The following is a 26,524-nucleotide window of genomic DNA, read 5'->3' on the forward strand; positions in this document are numbered from 1 at the left end:
CCACAAACCTCCCGGGCGGGGGCGGGGCCTCGGGGTTGTCTTACATTACCCTTGTGTTCGACCCCCTGCGGTCCAGGGTGGGGGGGCGCCGGCCCGCCCCCCCCCCCCCCACTCTCGTTCGCCAGGGGGTGCCGCCGCATCGGGCGAGTGCCGCATCTCTGCGACCGGGGGTCCTTAGGCCCGGGCGGCAGATGCCTTAGCCGGCCCCCCGGGGGCCTCAGCCTCCGGCAGCGGCGGCGGACGGCATGGCGACGAACAGGTCGAAGTACATGCCCACGGAGATCAGTACGCCGAGCACGCCGAGCGTGATGCCCGCGACGGCGACGGAGCGGACCCAGCCCGCCTGGGGACGGAGCGAGGGGGTGCCGAAGGCGGGGCGGACCAGGACGAAGACGCCGACGATCAGTGCGAGCAGCGCGAAGAGGCCGTTGACGAGGGCCGTGCTGTGCCAGGCGTCGCCGTAGATCTCGGAGATCTGCTGGGCGGCGCTGCCGCCGCCGGAGGTCTTGATCTGGCCCATCAGGGTCTCGCGCTCGGCGGCGACGCGGCCGGTCCACGCTCCGGAGAGCGAGACGATGCCGAGCCCGGCGGACACGACCGCCGCGGCTCCGGTGCCGACCCCGGAGGCAGCCGCGGCCTCTGCCTCGGCGAAGGGGTCGGGCTCCAGGTCGGTCTCCAGGCCGTCCTCCGCCGCCGCGTCCGTCGCGTCCACGTCCATCGCGGTCACGTCCGACGGTGTCACGCCCGGTGCGACGCCTTCCGGTACGGCGTCCTCGGTGGGGCCGGCCGTCTTCGTCACGTCAGGCGCGGCGGCGGTCTCGTCTGCCGTCCTCTTCTCCTCGGTGTCGTCAGTGGTCGGGGTGGAGGGGGTGGTGTTCATGCGCCGCACGCTAGGGGGCCCGTATGAGAACCTCCTTAACACTGAGCTCCTCAGCCCCGTGCGTGACGCCATTCAGGGGCCAGGACGGCCCAGATCTCCTGGTCGTGACGCTTTCCGCGGTACGGGTAGGCCTCGCGCAGGACACCTTCGCGGGTCATTCCGAGCCTCTCGGCGACGGCGACGCTGCGCCTGTTGGCGGAGGAGGCGACCCACTCCACCCGGTGCATTCCGCGCACGTCGACGGCCCAGTCGATCAGGGTCCGGGAGGCGCGGGTGACCAGTCCCCGGCCTTCCGCGGCGGCCTCCAGCCAGCAGCCGATCTCACAGTTGCCGTTCTGCGCCTCGAATATCCGGAAGAGGACGCCGCCGACCAGGGTGCCGTCCAGCCAGATGCCGTAGAGCCGTCCGGTGTCGGCCGCCTGCTTGTCGGCGTACCGCTGGAGCAGCGCCCGCGCGGAGGCCAGGTCCGTGGCGGCCGCGGCGAACGGGATCCAGGGGTCCACCAGGGTGCGTGCCCGGTCCATGTGGGCGAGGAACTCCGCCGCCTGCCAGGGTTCCAGCGGGCGGAGCTCCGCCCCGTCCTCACCCAGTGACACCGTGAACACAGTGGCTCTCCTCGGTCCTCGTGCTGCCTCGGCGAACGCGCTGCCCGACCGGTCGGTCGGCGTCGTCGGCGCGGTCCCCCGGGATTTTCGCACGCGGTGCCGCTGGGTCCGGCGGCTCGGTGCTGATGCGGGGCGGCAGCCGGTCCAGCCGGGCGGGCAGCCACCGGTTCGCCCCGCCGAGCAGGTGCATCAGGGCCGGAACCGGCAGGGTGCGCAGGACGAGGGCGTCGAGTGCGGCGGCGGCCAGGGCGATGCCGAACATCGCGATGCCGCGGTCGCCGCTGAGCACGAAGGCGAGGAAGGCGGAAAACCGAGATCATGATCACCGCGGCCGAGTTGATCACCCGGCCGGTCTCCGCGAGCCCTGCCCGTACGGCCCGGCCGTTGTCCCAGGTCTCCAGCGAAAACCTCACATGGCCTGAGAACAGTCACTCCGACAGCCAACCGTGATCCTGGGCCCCGTTCGTGGGCAGGGTCACACCTCCGCTCACGCGCGGCCTCGCCCCCGGCCCGTCCTCCCGGGTGTTCAGCCGGTGACACTCGCCCTGCCGTTCTCGATGTGCCCCATCAGCCTGCGCCGGAAGGAGCCTTCGCCGTCCGCCGTGACCAGGAGGTCGTACCAGCCGTGGGCATCGGCCGCGGAGTGCACGAGGGTACGGCTGCGTCCCGGCCTGACCTTGACGGTGCGACTCCAGTCCCGCAGGTCGTCCTCGTCGACGTAGCCGAGCGGCCGGACGGTGTAGGTCAGCGTCCGCCGGCCGTTGTTGCGCAGCGTGAGGTGCAGGTCGCGTTCGCGGGCGTCGATGCGGGAGGCGACCTCGGCGACCCCGTCGGCCGCGCCCTCGAACTCCCGCCGGAAGCCGTTCGGGCCGGTGACGGTGAAGCGGTACCCCTCCCCCGTCAGGGGCACGATCCACTGTGCGGTGCCCCTGACGTCCCGGTGCTGCGGAGCTGGGAACTCCTGCGCGTAGGGGTAGAGCGCGAAGTGCGCGGAGGACCTGCCGGTGTTGCTGAGTGCCACCCGCAGCTCCCCCTCCACGCGCTTCGCCTGCGCGTCGGGCTGGTAGGGCAGGGGCCTGGCGGGGCGGCTCCCCGGTTCCTGGACGGGCATGTGCTGGACGGCGGGCGGCTTCGGCTGCCAGCGTCCGCCGAAGGGTGGGATCGCGGCCGGGGGCTCGGTCTCCGGCCGCCGCCGTGCGCGGGTGAAGTCGAAGGCGGAGGTGAGGTCACCGGTGACCCGGCGCCGCCAGTCACCGATGTTGGGCTCCTTCACCCCCGTCCAGCGCTCCAGGAGGCGGATCACGGAGGTGTGGTCGAAGACCTCGGAACAGACGTGTCCGCCGACGGTCCAGGGCGAGACGACGAGCAGGGGCACCCGTACTCCGAGCCCGGTCGGCTTGCCCTCCCACTGCTCCTCGGTGACCTCGGCGGGGGCGACCGGCGGCGGCACGTGGTCGAAGAAGCCGTCGTTCTCGTCGTAGGTGATGAGGACGACCGTGCGGCGCCAGACGTCGGGGTGCCGGCCGAGCGCGTCCAGGATCTTGTAGACGATCGTCGCGCTGTGCACCGGTGACGAGACGCTCGGATGCTCCGAGTCGACGGCCGAGGGGACCAGGTAGGAGACCTCGGGCAGTGTCCCCGCCGCCACGTCCTCGGCGAACTCGTCGGCGAGCGTTCCCGTCGGGACCCGGCGGAGCCCGCGCTCGAACAGGCTGCGCTCGGCCGGTGTCAGGCTGGCGACGCCTTCGTCGAGCAGGCCGAGCAGCCGCTCGCGCTCGTCCGTTTCGTCCGCGTCGCGGACCGCCGCGTAGAAGGACTCCATGTAGGTGTGCCCGCCGGTCCTCACCAGCGCCTTGCGGGCGATCGCCTTGAAGGTGGTGAAGAACTCGATCTGGTTGTCGGTGAAGTTCTCCCACTCGGTGTAGGTCTTCCAGCTCCGCCCGGCCTTCTCCAGCCGTTCGGCGTAGGTGCCCCAGTCGTATCCGGGGTGGGTTCCCTCGTCGTAGGCGTCGTTGCCCACGGCCCGCCTGCCGTCGGCCTCCTCGCCCGTCCTGCCGCTCCACAGGTGGTTGCGGTTCGGACTGGTGGAGGTGTGGATCGAGGAGTGGTAGGCGTCGCAGACCGTGAAGGTGTCGGCGAGTTCGTAGTGCAGCGGGATGTCCCGGCGGTCGTAGTAGGCCATGGTCGCGGCCGACTTCGCGGTGATCCATCCGTTCATCCAGCCGCCGGCCCACGCCTTGGCGCCGCCGTTCCAGGAGTGGTCGAGGGCCCCGATGTACTGCAGGTCCTTCTGCTGGGTCTCGGCGGCCGCGCGTACGGGGAAGGGCAGCACGGTGGTCCCCAGGGGTCCGGGCTGCTCGAAGACGGGCGTTCCCGAGGGGAGTTCGATCGCATTGCGGTCGGCGAATCCGCGCACCCCGCGCAGTGTCCCGAAGTAGTGGTCGAAGGAACGGTTCTCCTGCATGAGGATCACCACGTGCTCGACGGCGTCCAGCCCTTTACCACCGGTCTTCCCGCCGACGGGCCCCGCGGCGAGGGCCGCCTGGAGCGACGGCGGGAGGAACGATCCCGCCGCTGCGGCGCCGAGCGCACCGCCACCGAGTGCGAAGAGCCGCCGTCGTGACATGTCCGTGGTCAAGTGAGCCTCCCGATTCCGTGTCTACGGCGGGAAACTAGTCAGGCCGGATGGCTGCGGGAAGACCTCGGCGGGGCCTGGCGGTGAACGTCGGGCCGGCCCGGCACGGAACCCGCCGACCGGAGGGTGACACGCGAGGGGCGGTGCACCCGGACAACGGGTGCACCGCCCCTCGGGCGTGCCGGACGTCAGCCCTCGACGCCGAGCTTCTCCAGGATCAGCTCGCGCACGCGCGCCGCGTCCGCCTGGCCCCGGGTGGCCTTCATGACCGCCCCGACCAGCGCGCCGGCCGCGGCGACCTTGCCGCCGCGGATCTTGTCGGCGATCGCCGCGTTGGCCGCGATGGCCTCGTCGACGGCCGTGCCCAGGGCGCCCTCGTCGGAGACGACCTTCAGGCCGCGCTTCTCGACGACGGTGTCCGGGTCGCCCTCGCCCGCGAGGACGCCCTCGAGGACCTGGCGCGCCAGCTTGTCGTTGAGGTCGCCGGAGGCGACGAGCTCCGCCACCCGGGCGACCTGCGCCGGGGTGACCGGCAGCTCGTCCAGGCTGCGGCCCGTCTCGTTGGCGTTCCGGGCGAGTTCGCCCATCCACCACTTGCGGGCCTGGTCGGAGGGGGCCCCCGCGTCCGTCGTGGCGACGATCAGGTCGACCGCGCCGGCGTTGAGGATGGACTGCATGTCGTGCTCGTTGACACCCCACTCCTCCTTCAGCCGCTTACGGCGCAGCCGGGGCAGCTCGGGAAGGCCCTTGCGGAGCTCCTCGACCCAGTCACGCGAAGGGGCGACCGGAACCAGGTCCGGCTCGGGGAAGTAGCGGTAGTCCTCGGCGTTGTCCTTGATGCGGCCGGCCGTGGTGGAGCCGTCCTCCTCGTGGAAGTGCCGGGTCTCCTGCACGATCGTCCCGCCGGAGTTCAGCACCGCGGCGTGGCGCTGGATCTCGAAGCGGGCGGCCCGCTCGACGGAGCGCAGCGAGTTGACGTTCTTCGTCTCGGAGCGCGTACCGAAGGTCTCGGTGCCGTTGGGACGCAGCGACAGGTTGACGTCGCAGCGCATCTGGCCCATCTCCATGCGGGCCTCCGAGACGCCGAGCGCCTTGATCAGCTCGCGGAGCTCGGCGACGTACGCCTTGGCGACCTCCGGGGCGCGTGCGCCGGCCCCCTCGATCGGCTTGGTGACGATCTCGATGAGGGGGATGCCCGCACGGTTGTAGTCGAGCAGCGAGTGGGAGGCGCCGTGGATGCGGCCGGTGGCTCCGCCGACGTGAGTCGACTTGCCGGTGTCCTCCTCCATGTGGGCGCGCTCGATCTGCACGCGGAAGATCTCCCCGTCCTCCAGCTGGACGTCCAGATAGCCGTCGAAGGCGATCGGCTCGTCGTACTGGGAGGTCTGGAAGTTCTTCGGCATGTCCGGATAGAAGTAGTTCTTCCGGGCGAACCGGCACCACTCGGCGATCTCACAGTTCAGCGCGAGCCCGATCTTGATGGCGGACTCGACGCCGATCTCGTTGACGACCGGGAGCGCGCCCGGCAGTCCGAGGCAGACCGGACAGGTCTGCGAGTTGGCGCCCTGCTTGAGCTCGGTGGAGCACCCGCAGAACATCTTGGTCTTGGTGCCGAGCTCGACATGGACCTCAAGGCCCATGACGGGGTCGTACGTCGCGAGGGCGTCCTCGTACGACTCCAGGTCAATGACAGTCACGGTGAAACTTTCCCTCTCAGCCCAGCAGGACGTCGTCGTCGCCGAGACGCTTGAGTTCGCGGTAGAGGATCGCCAGACCGGTGACGATCGCCGCGGCCGAGACGGCGGCGTCGATCAGCCGGAGGGTGTCGTTCTCCGACCGGGCGAGCTTGGCCTGCTTCGCGACGCTCAGCGCGCCGAAGGCGGTGGTGCCGAGCGACAGGTACACGCCGGACTTGGACTTCTTGAAGTTCTTGGCCTTCTTGGTCATTGCACTCACAGTGACGGAGCCTCCTCAAGCAGCGGGTGTCCCCACCTTTCCACGAAGGCGGCCTCGACGGCGGCTCCGACCTTGTACAGCCGGTCGTCCTTCATGGCGGGGGCGATGATCTGCAGCCCGACCGGCAGGCCGTCCTCCGGGGCCAGGCCGCAGGGCAGCGACATGGCGGAGTTGCCGGCGAGGTTGGTCGGAATGGTGCACAGGTCCGCGAGGTACATCGCCATCGGGTCGTCGGCGCGCTCGCCGATCGGGAAGGCGGTGGTGGGCGTCGTCGGCGAGACGATGACGTCCACCTGCTCGAACGCCTTCTCGAAGTCCTGCGTGATGAGGGTGCGGACCTTCTGCGCCGAGCCGTAGTACGCGTCGTAGTAGCCGGAGCTGAGCGCGTACGTGCCGAGGATGATGCGGCGCTTGACCTCGTCGCCGAAGCCGGCCTCACGGGTGAGGGCGGTGACGTCCTCGGCGGAGCGCGTGCCGTCGTCGCCGACCCGCAGCCCGTAGCGCATGGCGTCGAACCGGGCGAGGTTCGAGGAGCACTCGGACGGCGCGATCAGGTAGTACGCGGAGAGCGCGAGGTCGAAGGACGGGCAGTCCAGCTCGACGACCGTGGCGCCGAGGGACTTCAGCAGCTCGACGGACTCGTTGAACCGCTGGACGACGCCGGCCTGGTAGCCCTCGCCCGCGAACTGCTTGACGACACCGACGCGCATGCCCTGGACGGAGCCGTTGCGCGCGGCCTCGACGACCGGCGGGACCGGTGCGTCGATGGACGTCGAGTCCATCGGGTCATGTCCGGCGATCGCCTCGTGCAGCAGCGCCGCGTCCAGGACCGTACGGGCGCAGGGGCCGCCCTGGTCGAGGGAGGAGGAGAAGGCGACCATGCCGTAGCGCGAGACGCCGCCGTAGGTCGGCTTGACGCCGACGGTGCCGGTGACGGCGGCGGGCTGGCGGATGGAGCCGCCCGTGTCCGTGCCGATGGCCAGCGGTGCCTCGAAGGAGGCGAGCGCGGCGGCGGAGCCTCCGCCGGAGCCGCCCGGGATGCGGGTGAGGTCCCAGGGGTTGCCGGTCGGGCCGTAGGCGCTGTTCTCGGTGGAGGACCCCATGGCGAACTCGTCCATGTTGGTCTTGCCGAGAATGACGACGTCGGCCGCCCTCAGCTTCGTGGTGAGGGTCGCGTCGTACGGCGGGACCCACCCCTCCAGGATCTTGGAACCGACGGTGGTCGGCATGTCCTGGGTGGTGAAGATGTCCTTCAGCGCGAGCGGGACGCCTGCCAGCGGGCCGAGCTTCTCGCCCGCCTCCCGCTTGGCGTCGACGGCGCGGGCCTGCGCGAGCGCGCCCTCACGGTCGACGTGCAGGAAGGCGTGGACCTTCTCGTCGACGGCGTCGATCCGGGCCAGGTGGGCCTCGGTGACCTCGACGGCCGTCAGCTCGCCGGAGGCGATCTTCGCGGCGGTCTGGGCCGCGGTGAGCTTGATGATGGTGCTGATGTCCGTCATGGCTGTTAGTCCTCCCCCAGGATCTGCGGCACCTTGAAACGCTGCTGCTCCTGGGCCGGGGCGCCGGAGAGCGCCTGCTCGGGGGTGAGCGACGGACGGACCTCGTCCGCGCGCATGACGTTCGTCAGCGGCAGCGGGTGGGAGGTCGGCGGTACGTCTTGGTCGGCGACCTCGGAGACGCGGGCGACCGCGCCGATGATGTCGTCGAGCTGACCGGCGAAGTGCTCGAGCTCTTCGCCCTTCAGCTCCAGACGCGCCAGCCGGGCGAGGTGGGCGACCTCCTCGCGCGTGATGCCAGGCATGCAGCGATCCTCAGGGGTTGGTGTGTGGTTTTGGCCCAATCCTATGGGGTCTCCGGAGGCCTCGGCGGCGGGCGGAGGGAGCCCGCTCGCCGATTGAGGACAAAACGGCCACGACTCGCACGCACTCGGGGCACGGCTCGCACGCACTCGGGCCACCCGCTCGTACGTGCTCAGGCAACCCGACGCACACCCGCACCGCCGTGGCCCAGGGGCCATCGGGCCACGGCCTGGACGCGTTCAGGCCGTGGCCGGGCCCGGGTTCAGGGCGCGCCCGGCGGGTCTGTGTTCCAGTGCGGGCGCCGCGGCCGGGGCCTGCAGCTCCGAAGGGCGCCGCCACCCGTGCTCGCCCCGGGCCCGCAGCCAGGCCGTCGTCTCCTGCGGCGGCATCGCCGCGGCGACGAGCCATCCCTGCACCGCGTCACAGTGCAGGTCTCGCAGCCGCTCCCAGGTCTCGTCGTCCTCGACGCCCTCGGCGACGACGATCAGCCCGAGCGAGTGGGCCAGGTCGATGGTGCAGCGGACGATCTCCGCGTCCTCGTTGTCCACGGCGAGCCGTGCCACGAAGGAGCGGTCGATCTTGAGCTCGCTGACCGGGAGCTTCCGCAGATGCACCAGGGAGGAGTAACCGGTGCCGAAGTCGTCGAGGGACATCTTCACCCCGTGCGCGGTCAGTCCGGCCAGGGTGTCGGCGGCCCGCTGCGGGTCCTCCAGCAGGACGTGCTCGGTTATCTCCAGCTGCAGCGCACCGGCCGGAACCCCGTGCCGGGCGAGGCGGGCCGCGACACTGCCCGCGAAGCCGGGGGTGTGGACGTCGCGCGGCGAGACGTTGACCGCGACGGGGACGAACAGTCCCTGCGACCGCCACCGGGCCACCTGCGCCAGCGCCGTCTCCAGCACGTACTCGGTGAGGTGCGGCATCAGCCCGGAGGACTCCGCGATCGCGATGAACTCGTCCGGAGGGACCCGGCCGCGCTCGGGATGCACCCAGCGCACGAGCGCTTCGAGGCCGGCCACCTGACCGTCGAAGCGGACCTTCGGCTGGTAGTGGAGCTCCACCTCCCGGGCGTCCAGGGCGCGGCGCAGGTCACCGAGCAGACCGAGCCGGTCCGGGGTGTTGCTGTCCCGCTTCGACTCGTACACCTCCACGCCCGTACGGTCGCGCTTGGCCTGGTACATGGCCACGTCCGCCCGTCTGAGCAGCCCTTCGGCGTCCAGCGCGTGGTCGGGGTGCACGGCTACGCCCGCGCTCGCCTCCAGCACGAGGGTCAGACCGTCGAGGTCGAGGGGCGAGGAGAGCGCGGCGACCAGGTGGCGGGCGACTCGCTGGGCGCTGGTGGTCGAGTCCGCCGTCGGCAGCAGCACGGCGAACTCGTCGCCTCCCAGCCGTGCGGCCTCCGCGCCACGCGGCAGGGCGAGCCGCAGCCGCTCCGCGATCTGGAGGAGGAGCCGGTCCCCGGCGAGGTGGCCGAGGGTGTCGTTGACGGCCCGGAAGCGGTCGAGGTCGATGAGGACGAGGGCGGAGCGGGTGCCGGTACTGTCGGCCTCCTCCAGGGCCGTCCACGTCCTCTCCAGGAGCCACTGACGGTTGGGCAGGCCGGTCAGCGGGTCCCGCAGTTGCTCCTCGGCCCTGGCCCGGGCGATCCAGAGCGTGGAGTCCAGGGCGATCAGCGGGACGGCGAAGAGCGGCAGCAGCACGGGCATGGCCGAGGCCACCACACAGATCAGCGGGGCGATACCGAGCAGGGCGACGGCCACGAGGCCCTGGCGCAGCAGCGCGGTACGGGCGATCGTCGGCAGCCCGCCGCCCTGGGAGGCCCTGGCGTACCAGAGCAGGACACGGGTGACGAGGAGGTACGTACCGGCGGCGAGCAGCACTTCCGGTACGGCGCCGATGCCCCAGTGGAGTGGCCGCCAGGGCGTCTCGACCGTCGGCACGTCGCCGAAGGCGGAGAGGACGAGCGCGGCCGCCCCTATGCCGAGTATGTCCACCGCCCCGTGCAGCAGTCCCTGCCACCACCGGTGGCGCCTGGCCGTGCCGACGAGCACCACGACGACGAGGCTGACGAGTCCGGCGGCCACCCAGCCGTAGAGGAGCAGCACGGCGAGGGTGAGGGCGGCACCGGAGCCGGTGCCGCCCCACCAGCGGTCGCGCCCGAGCGCGACGAGGTGCCCGACGATGATCCCGGTGAGCACGGCGAGCGACCAGCCCGCGGTGCCGGCGGGGAAGAGCGCGTGGCCGTCGTCGACCGTCCGGTAGAACCCGGTCGCGAGCTGCACCGTGGCGACCGCCACGACGACGGCGCCCACTTTTGACGTGAGGCCCGCGAAACCTTGCAGCCGCGACACCGTTGCGGCGCTCTCGGTCGGTTTCATTCCGTCCCTCTCACAGCCGGCGGTGCCGATGTCCCACGGTGGCCCCCGCTCCCATGCCACCACGACCCAAATCCCACCACGCGGCCGGGCACAGCAGGTGCTCGTTCAACAGTAGGCCGCCGAGGGCCGCCACGGGCAGCGCTCTACAGGTCTTGCCCGAATGCGGACCTGACACCCCGGTCGGTCTGATATGCGCCGAACGGGTGATGTCCGCGGGCCGGGACGGGCCCCCGGACCCCGCTCCCGTCCGCCTCGTCCGCTTACTTCCCCTCCCGGCAGCCGCCACGCACCGCCCGGCGTCTCGATCGCGCCTCGATCAGGCCTCGGGAGGAACAGCGGCCTCCCTGGCCGCGTCCGGCCCCTCCTCCAGCAGCACGGCGAAACCCCCTTCGTCGAGGACGGGCACCTTCAGCTGCATCGCCTTGTCGTACTTGGAGCCCGGGTTGTCGCCCACCACCACGAACGAGGTCTTCTTCGAGACGGATCCGGTGACCTTGGCCCCGAGGTTCTGGAGCGCGTCCTTGGCTCCGTCCCTGGTGTGCGCCGTCAGCGTGCCGGTGACCACGACGGTGAGCCCCTCCAGCGGTCGCGGCCCCTCGTCCTCGCCCGCGCCCTCGTCCTCCATCCGGACCCCGGCCTCCCGCCACTTGCGCAGGATCTCGCGGTGCCAGTCCTCGGCGAACCACTGCTTGACCGAGGCGGCGATGATGGGCCCCACCCCGTCCGCGGCGGCCAGCTCCTCCTCGGACGCCTCGTCGATCCGGTCGACGGACCGGAACTGCCGGGCCAGTTCGACGGCGGCCACCGGACCCACGTGGCGGATCGACAGCCCGGTGAGGATCCGGGCGAGCGGGGCCTGCCTGGCCGCCGCGATGCCCTCCAGCATGCCGAGGGCGTTCTTCCTGGGTTCACCCTGCTGGTTGGCGAAGACCGTGGCGATCTTCTCCTCGCCCGTCTTCGGGTCGCGCTTGGGAAGTCCGCTGTCCGTGTCCAGGACGTACGCGCGGATCGGCAGCAGCTGCTCCACCGTCAGCCCGAAGAGGTCCCCCTCGTCCAGCAGGGGCGGCTCGGCGGGCTCCAGCGGCTTGGTGAGGGCTGCGGCGGCCACATACCCGAAGTGGTCGATGTCCAGGCACTTGCGGCCTGCGAGGTAGGCCAGACGCTCCCGCAACTGGGCCGGGCAGGAACGGGCGTTGGGACAGCGGAGGTCGATGTCGCCCTCTTTCATGGGGCGCAGTGCCGTCCCGCACTCGGGGCATTCGGACGGCATGACGAACTCCCGCTCGCCGCCGTCGCGCAGGTCGACGACCGGCCCGAGGATCTCCGGGATGACGTCTCCCGCCTTGCGGAGCACCACCGTGTCGCCGATGAGTACCCCCTTGGCCTTCACCACGTTCTGGTTGTGCAGGGTGGCGAACTCGACCTCCGAGCCCGCCACCTCGACGGGCTCGACCTGGGCGTAGGGCGTGACCCGGCCGGTGCGTCCCACGCCGACCCGGATGTTGACCAGCTTGGTGTTGACCTCCTGCGGGGCGTACTTCCAGGCGATCGCCCAGCGGGGCGCGCGCGAGGTCGAGCCCAGCCTTCCCTGGAGCGGGATCTCGTCGAGCTTGATGACGACGCCGTCGATCTCGTGCTCGACGGACTGGCGGTTCTCACCGAACCAGGCGATGAACTCCCGCACCTCGTCGAGGGACCGGACCACCTTGTTGTGCCTGGCGGTCGGCAGGCCCCACTCCTTCAGGAGGTCGTACGCCTGGGAGAGCCGGTCGATGTCGAAGCCCTCGCGGGCGCCGATGCCGTGCACCACCATGTGGAGCGGGCGGGTGGCGGTGACCTTGGGATCCTTCTGCCGCAGCGATCCCGCCGCCGCGTTGCGCGGGTTGGCGAAGGGCTTGTCGCCCGCCTCGACCAGCCGGGCGTTGAGCCCTTCGAAGGCCTCCATGGGGAAGAAGACCTCGCCCCGGATCTCGACCAGTTCGGGAACGCGGTCGCCCTTGAGGCGGAGCGGGATCTCCGCGATCGTACGGACGTTGGGGGTGATGTCCTCCCCCGCCCGGCCGTCGCCGCGGGTCGCCGCGCGGGTCAGCCTGCCGTGCTCGTAGGTGAGGTTGACGGCGAGGCCGTCCACCTTGAGCTCGCACAGGAAGTGGTATCCGCCCCTGCCCACGTCCTTGGCCACCCGCTCGGCCCAGGCGGCGAGCTCCTCGTCGTCGAAGGCGTTGTCCAGCGAGAGCAGGCGCTCACGGTGCTCGACGGAGGTGAATTCCGTGGTGTAGGGCCCCGCCACCTTCTGTGTCGGCGAGTCGGGGGTACGCAGCTCGGGGTGGTCGTCCTCGATCGCCTCCAGCGCGCGCATCTGCCGGTCGAACTCGGCGTCGTCGACGACCGGCTGGTCCTTCACGTAGTACCGGAAGCGGTGCTCCTCGATCTGCTCGGCGAGGAGCGCGTGCTGTTCCCGCACCTCCGCCGGCACTCCGGTCAGCTGCTGCGCCTGCTGTTCGCCGGCCATCGCCTGTTCCTCCCGTTGCCCTGTTGACTCCGCGACCCGTTACTCAGGGTTGTCCGCGAGCGACTTCGCCGCCCGGGCGCAGTGGGCGAGCGCGGCGCGCGCGTACGCGGGTGACGCTCCCGCCAGCCCGCAGGACGGGGTGATCACGACGGACTCGCTGAGAGTCCCCGGATTCAGCCCCAGCCTGCTCCACAACGTCCTGACCTCCTTGACGCTACCGCCCGGGTCCGACAATGCGGTCGAGGCGGCGTCGGTGCCGGGAACCACGCCGAGGAAGAGCTGGGTGCCGCCTTCGACGGCTTCCCCGATCGCCTCCTCCTCACGCTCGGTGAGCAGGGAGAAGTCGAAGGAGACCGCGTCCGCCCCGGCACGGCGCAGCAGCGCGAAGGGCACCTCGGGGGCACACGAGTGGACGGCCTTGAGCCCCTCTCCGTTGACGGCGAGGAGGTCGCGCAGCGTCCCCTCGACGATCTGGCGGTCCACGGCGCGGTAGGTGCGGTAGCCGCTCGCCGACCTGACCCGCCCCAGCAGTACGGCGGTCAGGGAGGGTTCGTCGAGCTGGAGGACGACCTCCGCGCCCGGGACCCTGCGCCGCACATCGGCCAGGTGGGAGCGCAGCCCCTCCGCCAGCGAGCCCGCCAGGTCGCGGCAGGCCCCGGGGTCGCCGAGCATGGCCTCGCCGCCCCGCAGTTCCAGCCCGGAGGCCAGGGTCCACGGCCCGACGGCCTGGACCTTGAGGAGCCCCTCGTAGCCCTGGGTGAACTCCTCCAGCGCGTCGAGGTCCTCGCCGAGCCAGGAGCGGGCCCGGCGGGTGTCGCGGCCGGGGCGGTCGCTGATCCGCCAGCCGCTGGGCTCGACGTGGCCGTACATCTCGGTGAGCAGGCCGACGGTGCGCCCGATCATGTCCGCGCCGGGGCCTCGCGCGGGCAGCTCCGCCAGATACGGCATGCCCTGGCCGTCCGCGAAGGACCCGGTGACGGTCTTCGCCGCCTCCCGGGCGTCTCCTCCCGGCATGGACCCGATCCCGGTGGCTGCACTCGCGCTGAACCCGCTCTTCTCGCTCACGCGGAAAGCCTACGGTCCCGGGGCACGGGGTCCCGGCCGCCGGGGGCGGCGTAGGGCCGGCCGGCCCGGCGTCCGGGACGGGCCACCGGGCCGACGGGCCGACGGGATCAGCGGCCGGGGCGGACCGTCAGGTCGTTGATCTCGGCGTCCCGGGGCAGATCGAGCGCGAGCAGGATCGTGGTGGCCACCGACTCAGGGTCGATCCAGCGCGAGGCGTCGTACTCCTTGCCCTCCTGCTGGTGGACCTTGGCCTGCATGGGGCTGGCGGTGCGGCCGGGATAGACGGAGGTGACCCTGACCCCGTTGCCGTGCTCCTCGTGGCGCAGCGAGTCGGCGAGCGCCTTGAGCCCGTGCTTGCTCGCCGCGTACGCGCCCCATTCGGCGTGCGCGGCGAGTCCCGCGCCGGAGTTCACGAAGACGACCTGGCCCTGGGCGACACGCAGTTGCGGCAGCAGCAGACGCGTCAGCTCGGCCGGGGAGACCAGGTTGGCGTTCAGCTGGAAGTGCCAGGCCTTGGGGGTGAGGTCCCCGATCGTGCCGAGCTCGACGACGCCCGCGATGTGCAGCAGCGAGTCGAGGCGGTCGGGCATGGTCTGCTGCCCGAAGGCCCAGGAGAGCCGGTCGGGGTTGCCGAGATCGCCCACGAGGGTGCGGGCGCCGGGGTGCAGCGCGGCCAGTTCCTTGGCGCGTCCGGCGTCGCGGGCCAGCAGCACGAGCTCGTCGCCGCGCTCCAGCAGGCGGCGCGCGACGGCCGCGCCGATGCCGGAACCGGCGCCGGTGATGAGATGAGTAGGCATGCCCTCATGCTCGCACCACCGCGGGTGTCCGCCTCACCGCCGGTCCCGCCTCACTGCAGGCCGGCCGACTCCTCGATGTGGGCGAGCGCGCCGACGCCGTCCTTGGCGAAGAAGACCAGCTCGGTGAGCGGAAGCGGGAGGAAGCCCTCGTCCTCCATGCGCAGGAACTGCTGGTGCAGGCCGTCGTAGAAGCCGGCGGTGTTCAGCAGGACGACGGGCTTGGTGTGCTTGCCGTGCTTCTTGAGCTCCAGGATCTCCGTCGCCTCGTCGAGCGTGCCCGTGCCGCCCACCATGATCACGATGGCGTCGGACTTCTCCAGGAGCAGCGCCTTGCGCTCGGCCAGGTCCTTGGCGATCACCATCTCGTCCGCGTTCGTCCGCGCCTTGGCGGCCAGGAAGTCCACCGACACCCCGACGAGCCGCCCGCCGGACTCCTGGACACCGTCGGCGACGACCTTCATGAGGCCGCTCTCCGACCCTCCCCAGACGAGGGTGTGCCCGGCCCTGCCCAGCAGTTCGGCGAATTCACGGGCGGGCACGGTGTAGCGGTCGTCGAGGTCGGCGGCGGAGAGGAAGACGCAGATGTTCATACGGACACCGTACGGCGGGTCGCGGACACGGGAAGAAAGCGGCCCGCGCCACGGCTGAACCCTGTATGACCTCTCTCACAGGACACACGATCACCGTCGGACAGGCCGCCGTGCACGTGCGCGCGGTGCACGACGGGCAGGTGCTCGCGGAGAGCCGCCGCCCGCTGGTGCTGCGCGAGACGGGCTGCCCCGACCGCTACTACCTGCCGCCCGAGGACGTCCGTACGGAGCTGCTGACGCCTTCGGACACCCGTACGCACTGTCCGTTCAAGGGCGACGCGTCGTACTGGTCGCTGCCTGGGGCGGCGGACCTCGTCTGGGCGTACCCGGAGCCCAAGGAACAGGTCGCCGCGATCAAGGGGCACTTCTGCTTCTACTCCACGGAACTCGTCCCCGACTGACCGTCAAAAACATTCTCACGCCGATGCGATGAGTTTCGCGGCGTACGGCGGTCCACCCTCACATGGACAAGACTCTCTCCCGTGACGGCACGTCGATCGCGTACCGCCGCCGCGGCGACGGGCCGCCGGTGATCCTCGTCGGCGGGGCTCTGAGCACCGCGGCCGACGGAGCGCCGCTGGCCGCTCTGCTGGCCCCGCGCTTCACGGTCGTCACGTACGACCGCCGCGGGCGCGGGGCGAGCGGGGACGGCGGGCCGTACTCGCTCCGCCGCGAGATCGAGGACCTGGCGGCGGTCGCGGCCGCGACGGGTGAGCGCGTCTCGCTGTTCGGGATGCTGTCGGGCGGGGCCCTGGCTCTGGAGGCGCACGCGGCGGGGCTGCCGGTGGACCTCCTGGCGGTCTACGAACCGCCGTACACCCCGGGCCCCGCCGGCCTCCTGTACAAGTCCCGGTGCACCGCCTCGCTGCACCGGCTGCTGGCGGCGGGTGACCGGGGCGGCGCCGTCGAGCTGTACCTGTCGCGGACGGGGGTCCCTGAGGCGATGATCGCCCGCATGCGCAGGGCCCCGCTCTGGCCCGGCCTCGAGGCGCTGGCCCACACCCTCGCCTACGACGACGCCCTGCTGGGCGACGGTTCGGTCCCGACCGGGCGGCTGGCCTCCGTCACGGCGCGCACCCTGGTGGTGACCGGCGGTTTCAGCACGCCACAGGCGCACGAGACGACTCTCGCCCTCGCCGCCGCGATCCCCCGGGCGAGGCACCGCACCCTGACCGGTCAGACCCGCGAGCTGGCCCCGCACGCGATCGCGCCGGTGCTCGCGGACTTCTTCGCCAGGGACGTGTTCGCCGGCCGGGCGTCCTGAGCCGCCTCGCCGCCGCGTCCGTACAGGGGTCGGACGCGCGGCGGGGCGATTCCCGGCCGAAGCCGGTGCACCGGACTGCTCCGGGCCGAGGGTTCATGGCGACGGGGCGCGGCGCGATCGCCTGGTGGGCGGGAAGCGCTCACGAGCCGGCCCCGTCTCACGTACACCGCATGCGGACGATCCGCACCCGGCGCCTGTGACGCGGCCCCTGCCACGTCCGCGCGTCAGCCCGTGGCCGACGCCTTCTCCCGGCGGACCGTCGTAGCGATCGTGGCGGACCCGACGACCCGCGTCCCGTCGTAGAGCACGACCGCCTGGCCCGGGGCGACGCCGCGGACCGGCTCGGTGAAGGTGACGTGGAGTGTTCCGTCGAGCAGTTCCGCGCTCACCTCGGTCTCGCCGCCGTGGGCACGGAGCTGGGCGGTGTACGTGCCGGGGCCGGACGGCGGGGTGCCGCACCAGCGGGGCCTGATGGCGGTCAGGGCGGTGACGTCGAGGGCTTCCACCGGGCCCACCGTCACCGTGTTGTTCACCGGGGAGATGTCCAGGACGTAGCGCGGCTTGCCGTCGGGGGCGGGGTGGCCGATCCGCAGTCCCTTGCGCTGGCCGATGGTGAAGCCGAAGGCGCCCTCGTGGGTGCCGACCTTCTCGCCCGACTCGTCGAGGATGTCGCCCTCGGCGGGGCCGCCGAGGCGGCCGGCCAGGAAGCCCTGGGTGTCGCCGTCGGCGATGAAGCAGATGTCGTGGCTGTCGGGCTTCTTGGCGACCGCCAGGCCCCGGCGCTCGGCCTCGGCCCGGATCTCGTCCTTGGTGGTGAGGGTGTCGCCGAGCGGGAACATGGCGTGGGCGAGCTGCTTCTCGTCCAGGACACCGAGGACGTAGCTCTGGTCCTTGGCCATGTCCGAGGCGCGGTGCATCTCCCGGGTGCCGTCGTCGTTCAGCACGACGGTGGCGTAGTGGCCGGTGCACACCGCGTCGAAGCCGAGCGCCAGCGCCTTGTCGAGCAGCGCGGCGAACTTGATCTTCTCGTTGCAGCGCAGGCAGGGGTTGGGCGTGCGCCCGGCCTCGTACTCCGCGACGAAGTCGTCCACGACGTCCTCACGGAAGCGTTCCGCGAGGTCCCAGACGTAGAACGGGATGCCGATGACGTCCGCCGCGCGGCGGGCGTCCCGGGAGTCCTCGATGGTGCAACAGCCGCGGGCGCCCGTACGGAAGGACTGGGGGTTCGCGGAGAGGGCGAGGTGCACACCGGTCACGTCGTGGCCTGCCTCGGCGGCTCGGGCCGCCGCGACGGCGGAGTCGACTCCGCCCGACATGGCGGCGAGCACACGGAGGGGGCGCTGGGAGGTCTCAGTCATAGCTTCACCAGAGTACGGGGCGCCGGGAACGGAATGCTCGCCGATAAGCGTTGAGGAGCACATGGGGAACAACGGGAGTGCCGGTGGAGCGGGTAGAACTCCTGGTCACGGCATCAGCCGGCGGTCGCTGCTCATCGGCGGCGGTGTCGCGGCGGCGGGCACGGCCGTGCTGGCCGCGGAGGAGATCCGGCGCGTCTGGTGGCGGGTGCCGGGCGTGGAGAAGCCGCGCGAGGCGGGTGAGCTGGACTACACCCCGGCCCGGTGGATCGCGGCCTCCGAGGGGAACTGGCGCCGTGCCGACCGCCCCGACGACTACGGCGTGGACCGGGTGATCGTCCATGTCACCCAGGGCAGCTACGCGAGCGCGGTCAAGGTCTTCCAGGACCCGGCGCACCGGGCGGCGACGCACTACATCGTGCGGCAGAACGGCCGGGTGACCCAGATGATCCGTGAGCTCGACGTGGCGTACCACGCGGGCAACCGCTCGTTCAACGAGCGCAGCGTCGGTATCGAGCACGAGGGGTTCGTCGACCGCCCGCAGGACTTCACCGACGAGATGTACGAGTCGTCCGCGCGGCTGACGGCGTCGATATGCAAGCGGTACGGGATCCCGGTGGACCGCGAGCACATCATCGGGCACATCGAGGTGCCCGGGACGGACCACACCGATCCCGGACCGCACTGGGACTGGCCCCGCTACATGAAGCTGGTGCGCGCGGCGTCCACGGCCGGGTCGCTCGCTAGCTGAGCCCCGCCGTCCTGGCCCGTTCGACGGCCGGACCGATCGCCCGTGCGACGTCCTGGACGTCCTGTGCGGTCGAGGTGTGGCCGAGAGAGAAGCGCAGTGTGCCGCGTGCCAGGGCGGGGTCGGTGCCGGTGGCCAGCAGGACATGACTGGGCTGCGCGATGCCCGCGGTGCACGCCGATCCGGTGGAGCACTCGATGCCCTGGGCGTCGAGCAGCAGAAGGAGGGAGTCCCCCTCGCACCCGGGGAAGGTGAAGTGGGCGTTGGCGGGCAGCCGCCCGCCGGGGGCGGGGTCGCCGCCGAGGAGGGCGTCGGGGACGGCCTTCAGGACGGCTGCGGCCAGCTCGTCCCTGAGCGCGCCGATCTCACGGGCGAAGCTCTCCCGCCCGTCGGCGGCGTGCTGCCCCGCCACGGCGAACGCGGCCACCGCGGGTACGTCGAGGGTGCCGGAGCGCACGTGCCGCTCCTGTCCTCCGCCGTGCAGGACCGGTACGGGGGTGTGGTCGCGCCCGAGCAGCAGCGCCCCGATGCCGAACGGGCCGCCTGTCTTGTGCGCGCTCACCGTCATCGCGGCCAGCCCGGAGCCGGCGAAGTCGACTTGCAGCTGCCCGAACGCCTGCACCGCGTCGGCGTGCATGGGGACACCGAACTCGTTTGCGACTTCCGCCAGTTCACGTATCGGCATGATGGTGCCGATCTCGTTGTTGGCCCACATCACGGTGGCCAGGGCCACGTCGTCGGGGTTGCGGGCGAGCGCCTCGCGCAGCGCCTCCGGGTGCACCCGGCCGTACGCGTCGACCGGGAGGTACTCGACGGTGGCGCCCTCGTGCTCGGCCAGCCAGTCCACGGCGTCGAGGACCGCGTGGTGCTCCACGGGGCTGGCGAGGACGCGGGTGCGCCGGGCGTCGGCGTCCCGGCGCGCCCAGTAGAGCCCCTTCACCGCGAGGTTGTCGGCCTCGGTGCCGCCGGAGGTCAGGACCACCTCGCTGGGGCGCGCGCCGAGCGCGTCGGCGAGGGTCTCTCTGGACTCCTCGACGGTACGGCGGGCCCGGCGCCCGGCAGCGTGCAGGGAGGACGCGTTGCCGGTGACGGCGAGCTGCGCGGTCATCGCCGCGATCGCCTCCGGAAGCATCGGCGTGGTCGCGGCGTGGTCGAGGTAAGCCATGGTGGTGACGATTCTACGAGCCCGTGGAGCGGCGCGTGCCGCCCGCGTCGCTCGGCGCAGCGGGCCCCCCGTCCGCGGCAGGGCGGAGGAGGCCGCGGGCGAGGGCCCCACCGGCGCTCAGACGGCTGTCCAGCGCTGCGCCGTCGCTCCCGAGCAGCTGCTCGCCAGGAGGCCGCCGCCGTTCCCCGTTCCGAGGCAGCCGCCCGTGCCGACGCTCACGAAGGTGCCGCCCGACCCCGCTCGCCACTGGCGTGAGGCGTCCTCGTTGCTCGAGAGCAGCAGGATGCCTCCGGCGCCGGCGCTGAGGCACGACCTGCCCGACTCATGGACGAGCTGGAAGGATCCGCCGGACACACTCCGGACGCTCCAGACGGTGCCCGAGCCGTCGCAGGTGCCGGTGCTCGGGTAGCCGTTGAACGGGGCGGCGAGACATTTGCCGTTCCCGCCGTTGCGATAGCGGTGGTTACCGGAGGGCGCGGTTCCTCCGGAGCCGGACCCCCCGGTGGCACTGGACCCGCCGGAGCTGCTGGAACCGCCGGAGCCACTGGATCCGTCGGATCCTCCGGAAGTGCCGGACCCGCTGGAGGATCCGGACCCGCTGGAACCGCCCGACGCGCCGGAGCCGCCCGACGAGTCGGAGGCGTCCCCGGGGCCGCCCCCGGCTTCCGGCACCGGCTCGGACGTGCCGTCGGGCTTCTTGTCCCCGCCCTTGCCCTGCTCCCCCTTCTCCTTGGCCTTCGGCGACTCCCCCGGCGACGCCGAGCCGGACGGGCTCGCGCCGGCGGAGGAAGCGCCGGGCGCGGCCGGAGCCGTGGCGGAGACCGACGGCCCGGTGGCGACGCGCTCGTCCGCGCCGAAGGTGTAGGGCAGCAGCTGGACGGCGAGTGTCGCTCCGCCCACGGCCACCACGACGGGCACGACGGCGAAGAACACGCGGGTGCGCCGCCGCCGTTCGCGGGGCTCCGGGCGCGGCTTCCGCCCCGGTCCCATCGTCTCCACGGACACGGGCGGCGGGAGCTCGATCTCCTGGACACGGGCCGCGAAGGCGGCCTTCTCAGCGAGGTCCCCGTTGATGGACTCCGGCCACAGGGGGGCCGTGAACGGCCCGTGCTCCGTGGCACGCCGAAGCAGCCCGGCGGCGGTCGGCCTGGCCTCGGGGTCCTTGGCGAGACAGTCCGCGACGACGTCGGCGAGACCGGGGTCCAGCTCCCGCAGCGCCCCCAGGTCGGGCTCCTCGTGCACGATGCGGTAGAGCACGGCAGGGCCGGACTCCTCTCCGAAGGGAGGTGTGCCGCTGGCCGCGTACGCGATGACCGACCCCAGGGCGAACACGTCCGCCGCCCCGCTCAGGTCCCGCCTCGTCGTCGCTTGTTCGGGGGCCATGTAGGCGGGCGTGCCGACCACCATGCCGCTTCTGGTCAGCTGGCTCTGATCGGTGGCGCGGGCGACGCCGAAGTCGATGACCGTGGCTCCCTCGACCGTCAGCATGACGTTGGAGGGCTTGAGGTCCCGGTGCACCATGCCCAGTTCGTGCACGGTAACCAGTCCCGCGGCGGCTTCGCGCATCAGCAGCCACAGGGTGCCCGCGTCCAGTGGCCCCCGGTTCAGCTCGAGGGCCTTGCTCAGGGTGAGCCCGGGAACGTACGCGGTCGCCAGCCACGGGGGCCTCGCGTCGCGGTCACTGGCCAGCAGAGGTGCGGTGGCCTCCGCCGGCAGCCGGGAGAGGTTGTCCAGCTCGTGCCCGAAGCGGCGGACGAAGTCCTGGTCCTCGCCCGCGATCGAGGGCAGCACCTGCTTGACGGCGACATAGCGTCCCTCATGGACCCCGAGATAGACCCGCCCCATCCCCCCGGAGCCGAGCCGGCCCGCGAGAGGGATCCCTCCGATCTGCCGTGGATCCTCCACGTCCAGCGGCTTGGCCCCACTACCTGCCAGATCCAACACGCCCGCACCGTCTCCCCGTGACACACCGATCCGTACCACGGGCAGTCTGGCCAGTGGATACTTGAGGCGGAGGCACTTTCTAGAAAAATGCTCTAGATGTTCACCGCGGAAGAGCCCCGCCTCACGAACCACAGGGACGGTCACCCGATGAGCCCCAAGCAGCACCGCGGCGAAGTCACGTCGGACCTGCTCCTGGACGCCGCACTGCGCGTGTTCGTCGCGTCGGGCGAGCAGGGCCTCACGGTCAACGCGGTCATCCGGGCCAGCGGTGTCAGCCTGGGCAGCCTCTACCACCACTTCGGCAGCCTCGACGGCCTCGTCGGTGCCCTCAGCCACCGCTGGCTGGACCGGCTGCTCGGCGGGCTGGCCGAGGCCCTGCGGGGTGCCGACGGCGCGCGTGCGGGAATCGCCGCCGCCGTGGAGGCCTACCTGACCTTCGTCCAGGAGCACGCGGGCCCCGCCCTGCTGCTGCACTCCCCGCTCTCCGACCGCAAGGGCATGGCCCAGGGCAAGGAACTCCGCGACGCCCAGGAGGCAAGGGTCTCCGACATGGGCGGCTGGATCCGGCTGCATGTGGAGTCCGGGGAGCTGGCCCCTCTTCCGCTGCCGTTGATCGAGTCCCTGGTCCTGGGCCCTGTGGTCGCCGTCGCCCGCCGGTCGCTGTCGGGCATCGACGACGTCGACCTCGACGAGGCGGCTCGCCTCCTGCCGGAGCGGATCTGGCGGTCGGTCCGGGCGTGACCCCGGTCCCGAGCGAACCGCTCGGCCCGGGGCGCACTCAGCCGGCGAGGCTCCAGGAGACCGTGCCGTTGGCCGTGACCAGCACGGCGAGGACGACCAGGTCGGCGATTCCGAGGCACAGCCCGAGCAGGGCTCGGCCGCGGCGGGCGGTGGAGCGGGCGAGGGCCAGCAGCGCCATGACGATGGCGACCGGCCCGAGCACGATGTTCATCACCAGGAGGCCGAGCAGCCCGAGCACGAACGAGGCGACGGCGAGCCCGTCGGCCTCTCGGGAAGCCGATCCGGAAGCCGGTCGGGAGGCCGGTCCGGAAGCCGGTCGGGAGGCCGGTCGGGAGGCCGGTCGTGAAGCCGACTGGCCGGTGGACGGCTGACGGGTCGACGACTGCCCCCCGGACGACCGGTCGACGCGCGACGGGCCCGCGGGAGCGGCGTCGGCGGATCGGGTGTCACGCGGAGCGGTGCGAGCGGTGGTGAATGCCATGACGTGGACTCCTTCCTCAGCGGGTGCGGCGGGCGAGGCGCTCACGGGCGCCGAAGACCGCCAGCCAGAGACCGATCACGGCGGCGGCGGCCAGGGCCACGGGGAGCGGGAGATGCGCGACCGCTCCGAGGACGACCCCCAGCAGGAGCAGGGCGGCGACGAGCACGAACATGTCCGGCCTTTCTGCGAGCTTTGAGAGCACGACTGTTCACTGACTAACGAGTCTAGACCCCGTACCCCTTCCAGGACTCGGAGAACGGTTGTTTACTGAATGGCATGAGTCACACCACAGGCGTCCGCCAGGCCCAGAAGCTGAAGACGCGCCAGGCGCTGCTCGACGCGGCGCTGGAGCTGCTGGAGCATCAGAGCCTGAGCAGCCTGGGCCTGCGTGAGGTGACACGCGCGGTGGGGATGACGCCGACCTCCTTCTACCGGCACTTCGACGGCACGGCGGCCCTGGGCGTGGCGCTCGTCGAGGAGACCCTGGGGAGCCTGCACGGCATGATCGGCGCGATCCTCGCCGACACCGGGGACAGCGAGGAGCGGCTCGACCGGAGCGTCGAACTGATAGCCCGTCATGTCACGGCGCAGCCGGCCCACTTCCGCTTCATCGCCCGCGAGCAGCACGGCGGCGTCCGCCGGGTCCGCGAAGCCATCACCGCCCAGCTGCACGGCTTCGCCGAAGAGGTCGCCCACGTCCTCGGCGCGGAGCCGGAGTCGGCGGGCTGGGACCCGGAGGACCTGCTGATGCTGGGCGGGCTGTACGTCGACCACATGGTCCTCACCGCGTCGGCACTGCTGGACGCGGGACCGGAGGGCGAGCGGGAGGTCGTCCGGATGGCGCGGCGCCGGCTGCGCCTGGTCACTCTGGGACGGACCCACTGGCTGGACACGCCGTAGGGTCGTGTCCATGAGCGACTGGACGCTGGACCGGACCTTCGCCGGCCCCACGGGCGAGGTGCGCTGGGCCGCACTCGGCCCCGAGGGCGCCCCGCCCGTCGTCCTGGTGCACGGCACACCCTTCTCCTCGTACGTCTGGCGCGGTATCGCCCGGGGGCTGGCGCAGGACCACCGGGTCCACGTCTGGGACCTGCCGGGCTACGGCGCCTCCGCGCAGTACACCGGCCAGGACGTGTCGCTGCGCGCCCAGGCCCGGGTGCTCACCGAGCTCCTCGGCCACTGGGGGCTGGATGAACCAGCCGTGGCGGCCCACGACTTCGGGGGATGCGTCGCCCTGCGCGCCCACCTCCTGCACGGCGCCCGCTACCGGCGCCTGGCCCTCGTCGACCCGGTGGCACTGGCTCCGTGGGGGTCTCCCGCCTACCGGCTGCTGGGCGGCAGCGCCGAGGTCTTCGGCGAGCTGCCGCCCGGCCTGCACCGCGCACTGGTGACCGAGTACGTCGGCTCGGCCAGCCACCCGGGCCTGCATCCGGCGGTACTGGACCGCCTGGTCGCCCCCTGGTGCACCGAAACCGGGCAGCCCGCGTTCTACCGGCAGATCGCCCAGAACGACCAGCGGTTCACCGACGAGATCCAGCACCGGTACGGGGAGCTGGATCTGCCGGTGCTCGTCTGCTGGGGCACGGAAGACACCTGGATCCCGGTCGCCCGCGGCCATGAGCTGGCCGGGATGATCCCGGGCGCCGAGCTGCGGCTGATCGAGGGGGCCGGGCACCTCGTGCAGGAGGACGCTCCCGCCGAGCTCACCGCGGCGCTCACCCGTTTCCTGCGTACAGCTCCGTGACCGCGGTGGCGGCTTCGACGAGCAGGCGGCGGGCCTCCGGGGGCGACAGCACTTCGAGGTCCGGGCCGAACGAGAGCAGGGAACGCACCCACCCGAGCTCGGGCACGGCCAGCCCGGCGAGCAGCCACTCCCCCGCCGGCTCCGGCTCCGGGCGGCCGGTCAGCACCCCCGCGTGGAGACGCACGAAGAGGTCCAGCCTGGAGCGGTGGACGCGTACCCGGAGCCGCACGTCCCCCTGCCGGTCCTCGACCTGACGGCGCAGCTCCTCCCAGACGCCGGCGGGCTCCACGCCTTCCCTGCGCACCACGGGCTCCCCGGTGAGGACCGCCCGCTCCACCCGGTCCGCGCGGAAGAGCCGGGGTTCACCGTCCAGGTCGGCGGTCAGGTACCAGACGCCCGCCTTCACGACGAGGCCGTACGGATCGACGGTGTAGGCACGCGGGGTGTCCGTACCGCTGTGCCGGTAGTGGAGCACCAGCCTCCGGTCGGCGAAGACCGCGTCGTGCAGCTCGCCCACGTCGACGGCGTCCTGCGGTCCGCTCATCCAGCGGACCGGGTCCACCAGGATGCGGCGGCCGGTCTGTTCGGCGGCGGGGCGGTGCGGGGCCGGGAGGGCGGCCATCACCTTGCGCAGCGCCGACCCCAGAGCGGCGTCCAGTCCGAGTGCCGAGTGGACCCCCTGTGCGGCGAGGACGAACAGGGAGCGCGCCTCGTCGGCGGTGAGCCCGGTGACGTCCGTACGGAATCCCGGCAGCAGTGCGATCCCGCCGTTCCGCCCGCGTTCCGCGTAGACGGGCACGCCGGAGGCCGAGAGCGCCTCGACGTCCCGGTAGATGGTGCGTACGGAGACTTCGAGGCGCTCGGCCAGGTCACCGGCGGGCACCAGGCCGCGGGTCTGGAGCAGCAGCAGGACGGAGAGCAGCCGGTCGGACTTCACCGCACCATCATGGCGCGGGGGTCAGCCCCGGGGGGCGCGGGCCAGCTGGCGGGACTGGGCGACGAGGCGGTCGGCGCTGTCCCAGACGTCCGCGTCCTCCTCCAGGAAGCCGCCCGCGAGATTGCGGGTGGTGATGGAGACGCGCAGTGGCCCGGGGGCGGGACGGCAGCGGATGTGCGTGGTGAGCTCGATGGTGGGCGTCCAGCCCTTCAGCCCCAGCTCGAAGGAGGTCGGCGGCAGGGCGTCGACGGTCAGCAGCAGGGAGAGCGGGTCCGCGTCGCGGCCGTCCGCGAGCCCGAACCAGCCCCGCATCTCGCCCTTGCCCGAGGGGGCACCGACGGCCCAGCCGACCGTCGCAGGGTCGAGCTTGATGTCGAGCCGCTCGGTGATGGCGGAGCTGCCGGGGATCGGCGCCGTGCCGTCGCTCGTCCCGAGGCACTGGTCCAGGGGCGGGATGGCCGGCGGCCGGGCGGTCGTACGGATCTCGCCGGTCAGACCGTCCAGCTCACCGTAGGTGGCCAGCACCCGGATGCGCTCGATCTCCGAGCCGTCCTCCGCGAACTGGAAGAGCGAGGCCTCGCCGGTGGAGAGGGTGCGGCCGGTGCGGACGACCTGGGTGCGGATCACGGCGGGGCCGGGCACGGAGGCCGTGAGGTAGTGGGCCGAGACGGAGAAGGGGTCGGAGTGCGGGAGCGCCTCACCGAGCGCGCGGCCCAGCATGGCCAGCAGATAGCCGCCGTTGACGGCGCGGATGATCGTCCAGCCCGCGGAGAGTTCCGCGTCGTAGACGCCCTCCTCCCGGAGCGTGACGGCGGTGTCGCGGTCGAACTCGCTGTCACCGATGGTCGCCTGTACTGCGCGCGACTCCTGCGCTGCTGCCTGTGCCATGGCATGCACGGTACACCGATCGCATTACTGAGCGGTAGCTTTT

The 26,524-nt window shown here is 72.1% G+C and carries 25 protein-coding genes and 1 pseudogene; 6 read left to right on the top strand and 20 right to left on the bottom strand.

Annotated elements, in window-relative coordinates; translation table 11 throughout:
• Nucleotides 1-217: 217 nt before the first annotated feature.
• From ACIRJR_RS34850 to ACIRJR_RS34910, 13 genes and pseudogenes are all read right to left on the bottom strand, one after another.
• Nucleotides 218-880 carry a hypothetical protein gene (locus ACIRJR_RS34850; protein ID WP_403788397.1) on the bottom strand — a complete coding sequence of 221 codons (663 nt, stop codon included), beginning with the start codon at nucleotides 878-880 and terminating at the stop codon, nucleotides 218-220.
• A gap of 50 nt (nucleotides 881-930) precedes the next feature.
• Entirely contained in the window at nucleotides 931-1,485 is a 555-nt protein-coding gene (locus ACIRJR_RS34855; RefSeq protein WP_403788399.1) for a GNAT family N-acetyltransferase, read from the bottom strand.
• Nucleotides 1,463-1,886: pseudogene (locus tag ACIRJR_RS34860) on the bottom strand (MMPL family transporter); the annotation flags it as partial. The pseudogene ACIRJR_RS34860 and the gene ACIRJR_RS34855, both read right to left, overlap by 23 nt.
• A 125-nt stretch (nucleotides 1,887-2,011) precedes the next feature.
• The gene (locus ACIRJR_RS34865; protein WP_403788401.1) at nucleotides 2,012-4,123 is read right to left on the bottom strand and encodes a phosphocholine-specific phospholipase C; all 2,112 of its coding nucleotides are present in this window, start codon (nucleotides 4,121-4,123) and stop codon (nucleotides 2,012-2,014) included.
• 185 nt (nucleotides 4,124-4,308) lie between these two features.
• Nucleotides 4,309-5,817, bottom strand: a complete 1,509-nt coding sequence (gene gatB / locus ACIRJR_RS34870) for an Asp-tRNA(Asn)/Glu-tRNA(Gln) amidotransferase subunit GatB (protein ID WP_403788403.1) — start codon at nucleotides 5,815-5,817, stop codon at nucleotides 4,309-4,311.
• A gap of 16 nt (nucleotides 5,818-5,833) precedes the next feature.
• On the bottom strand, nucleotides 5,834-6,067 hold the full coding sequence (locus ACIRJR_RS34875; RefSeq protein WP_329239023.1) for a hypothetical protein: 234 nt from the start codon (nucleotides 6,065-6,067) through the stop codon (nucleotides 5,834-5,836).
• Between the two features lie 5 nt (nucleotides 6,068-6,072).
• The gene (gene gatA / locus ACIRJR_RS34880; RefSeq protein WP_403788405.1) at nucleotides 6,073-7,575 is read right to left on the bottom strand and encodes an Asp-tRNA(Asn)/Glu-tRNA(Gln) amidotransferase subunit GatA; all 1,503 of its coding nucleotides are present in this window, start codon (nucleotides 7,573-7,575) and stop codon (nucleotides 6,073-6,075) included.
• Between the two features lie 5 nt (nucleotides 7,576-7,580).
• Nucleotides 7,581-7,877, bottom strand: a complete 297-nt coding sequence (gatC, locus tag ACIRJR_RS34885) for an Asp-tRNA(Asn)/Glu-tRNA(Gln) amidotransferase subunit GatC (RefSeq protein WP_014153935.1) — start codon at nucleotides 7,875-7,877, stop codon at nucleotides 7,581-7,583.
• Nucleotides 7,878-8,114: 237 nt separating this feature from the next.
• The gene (locus ACIRJR_RS34890) at nucleotides 8,115-10,250 is read right to left on the bottom strand and encodes a putative bifunctional diguanylate cyclase/phosphodiesterase (protein ID WP_403788407.1); all 2,136 of its coding nucleotides are present in this window, start codon (nucleotides 10,248-10,250) and stop codon (nucleotides 8,115-8,117) included.
• Nucleotides 10,251-10,566: 316 nt separating this feature from the next.
• On the bottom strand, nucleotides 10,567-12,762 hold the full coding sequence (ligA, locus tag ACIRJR_RS34895; protein WP_403788409.1) for an NAD-dependent DNA ligase LigA: 2,196 nt from the start codon (nucleotides 12,760-12,762) through the stop codon (nucleotides 10,567-10,569).
• A gap of 39 nt (nucleotides 12,763-12,801) precedes the next feature.
• Nucleotides 12,802-13,827 (bottom strand): methionine synthase, encoded by a 1,026-nt coding sequence (locus tag ACIRJR_RS34900; protein ID WP_403788411.1) that lies wholly within the window; start codon nucleotides 13,825-13,827, stop codon nucleotides 12,802-12,804.
• A gap of 107 nt (nucleotides 13,828-13,934) precedes the next feature.
• Nucleotides 13,935-14,624 (bottom strand): SDR family oxidoreductase, encoded by a 690-nt coding sequence (locus ACIRJR_RS34905; protein ID WP_403788413.1) that lies wholly within the window; start codon nucleotides 14,622-14,624, stop codon nucleotides 13,935-13,937.
• Between the two features lie 50 nt (nucleotides 14,625-14,674).
• Nucleotides 14,675-15,214 (bottom strand): TIGR00730 family Rossman fold protein, encoded by a 540-nt coding sequence (locus ACIRJR_RS34910; protein ID WP_403788415.1) that lies wholly within the window; start codon nucleotides 15,212-15,214, stop codon nucleotides 14,675-14,677.
• Nucleotides 15,215-15,279: 65 nt separating this feature from the next.
• Here ACIRJR_RS34910 and ACIRJR_RS34915 point away from each other — a divergent pair, with 65 nt between their 5' ends.
• Both ACIRJR_RS34915 and ACIRJR_RS34920 read left to right on the top strand, forming a co-directional pair.
• The gene (locus ACIRJR_RS34915; protein ID WP_403788417.1) at nucleotides 15,280-15,615 is read left to right on the top strand and encodes a DUF427 domain-containing protein; all 336 of its coding nucleotides are present in this window, start codon (nucleotides 15,280-15,282) and stop codon (nucleotides 15,613-15,615) included.
• 62 nt (nucleotides 15,616-15,677) lie between these two features.
• A complete protein-coding gene (locus ACIRJR_RS34920; RefSeq protein WP_403788419.1) occupies nucleotides 15,678-16,478 on the top strand; it encodes an alpha/beta fold hydrolase in 801 nt (266 codons plus the stop codon).
• Between the two features lie 224 nt (nucleotides 16,479-16,702).
• Here ACIRJR_RS34920 and mnmA read toward each other — a convergent pair whose 3' ends face one another.
• A complete protein-coding gene (gene mnmA, locus ACIRJR_RS34925) occupies nucleotides 16,703-17,836 on the bottom strand; it encodes a tRNA 2-thiouridine(34) synthase MnmA (RefSeq protein WP_403788421.1) in 1,134 nt (377 codons plus the stop codon).
• A gap of 61 nt (nucleotides 17,837-17,897) precedes the next feature.
• Between mnmA and ACIRJR_RS34930 the strand changes: the two genes are divergently transcribed.
• Nucleotides 17,898-18,584 carry an N-acetylmuramoyl-L-alanine amidase gene (locus ACIRJR_RS34930; RefSeq protein ID WP_403788423.1) on the top strand — a complete coding sequence of 229 codons (687 nt, stop codon included), beginning with the start codon at nucleotides 17,898-17,900 and terminating at the stop codon, nucleotides 18,582-18,584.
• Here ACIRJR_RS34930 and ACIRJR_RS34935 read toward each other — a convergent pair.
• Together ACIRJR_RS34935 and ACIRJR_RS34940 are read right to left on the bottom strand one after the other, a co-directional pair.
• Nucleotides 18,577-19,746 carry a cysteine desulfurase family protein gene (locus tag ACIRJR_RS34935; protein ID WP_403788425.1) on the bottom strand — a complete coding sequence of 390 codons (1,170 nt, stop codon included), beginning with the start codon at nucleotides 19,744-19,746 and terminating at the stop codon, nucleotides 18,577-18,579. The two genes, ACIRJR_RS34930 and ACIRJR_RS34935, sit on opposite strands and share 8 nt — an antisense overlap.
• Nucleotides 19,747-19,863: 117 nt before the next feature.
• Nucleotides 19,864-21,690, bottom strand: a complete 1,827-nt coding sequence (locus ACIRJR_RS34940) for a protein kinase (protein WP_403788427.1) — start codon at nucleotides 21,688-21,690, stop codon at nucleotides 19,864-19,866.
• A gap of 147 nt (nucleotides 21,691-21,837) precedes the next feature.
• Between ACIRJR_RS34940 and ACIRJR_RS34945 the strand changes: the two genes are divergently transcribed.
• Nucleotides 21,838-22,431, top strand: coding sequence for a TetR/AcrR family transcriptional regulator (locus ACIRJR_RS34945; protein WP_403788429.1), 594 nt, complete (start codon nucleotides 21,838-21,840; stop codon nucleotides 22,429-22,431).
• Between the two features lie 37 nt (nucleotides 22,432-22,468).
• Here the strand turns inward: ACIRJR_RS34945 and ACIRJR_RS34950 are convergent, their stop codons facing one another.
• The gene (locus ACIRJR_RS34950; protein WP_403788431.1) at nucleotides 22,469-22,912 is read right to left on the bottom strand and encodes a DUF4190 domain-containing protein; all 444 of its coding nucleotides are present in this window, start codon (nucleotides 22,910-22,912) and stop codon (nucleotides 22,469-22,471) included.
• Nucleotides 22,913-22,928: 16 nt separating this feature from the next.
• Nucleotides 22,929-23,084: a hypothetical protein gene (locus ACIRJR_RS34955; RefSeq protein ID WP_329233091.1), complete on the bottom strand. Its 156-nt coding sequence runs from the start codon at nucleotides 23,082-23,084 to the stop codon at nucleotides 22,929-22,931.
• A 104-nt stretch (nucleotides 23,085-23,188) separates the two neighbouring features.
• Between ACIRJR_RS34955 and ACIRJR_RS34960 the strand changes: the two genes are divergently transcribed.
• A complete protein-coding gene (locus tag ACIRJR_RS34960) occupies nucleotides 23,189-23,812 on the top strand; it encodes a TetR family transcriptional regulator (protein WP_403788433.1) in 624 nt (207 codons plus the stop codon).
• 10 nt (nucleotides 23,813-23,822) lie between these two features.
• Nucleotides 23,823-24,656 (top strand): alpha/beta fold hydrolase, encoded by an 834-nt coding sequence (locus tag ACIRJR_RS34965; RefSeq protein WP_403788435.1) that lies wholly within the window; start codon nucleotides 23,823-23,825, stop codon nucleotides 24,654-24,656.
• On the opposite strand, the gene ACIRJR_RS34970 is transcribed toward ACIRJR_RS34965, so the two are convergent.
• On the bottom strand, nucleotides 24,628-25,593 hold the full coding sequence (locus ACIRJR_RS34970; protein WP_403788437.1) for a helix-turn-helix transcriptional regulator: 966 nt from the start codon (nucleotides 25,591-25,593) through the stop codon (nucleotides 24,628-24,630). The genes ACIRJR_RS34965 and ACIRJR_RS34970 overlap by 29 nt on opposite strands.
• 21 nt (nucleotides 25,594-25,614) lie before the next feature.
• A complete protein-coding gene (locus ACIRJR_RS34975; protein WP_403788439.1) occupies nucleotides 25,615-26,481 on the bottom strand; it encodes a thioesterase family protein in 867 nt (288 codons plus the stop codon).
• Nucleotides 26,482-26,524: the final 43 nt, after the last annotated feature.

It is taken from the genome of Streptomyces sp. NPDC102402 (assembly GCF_044765765.1).
Classification (GTDB): Bacteria; Actinomycetota; Actinomycetes; order Streptomycetales; family Streptomycetaceae; genus Streptomyces.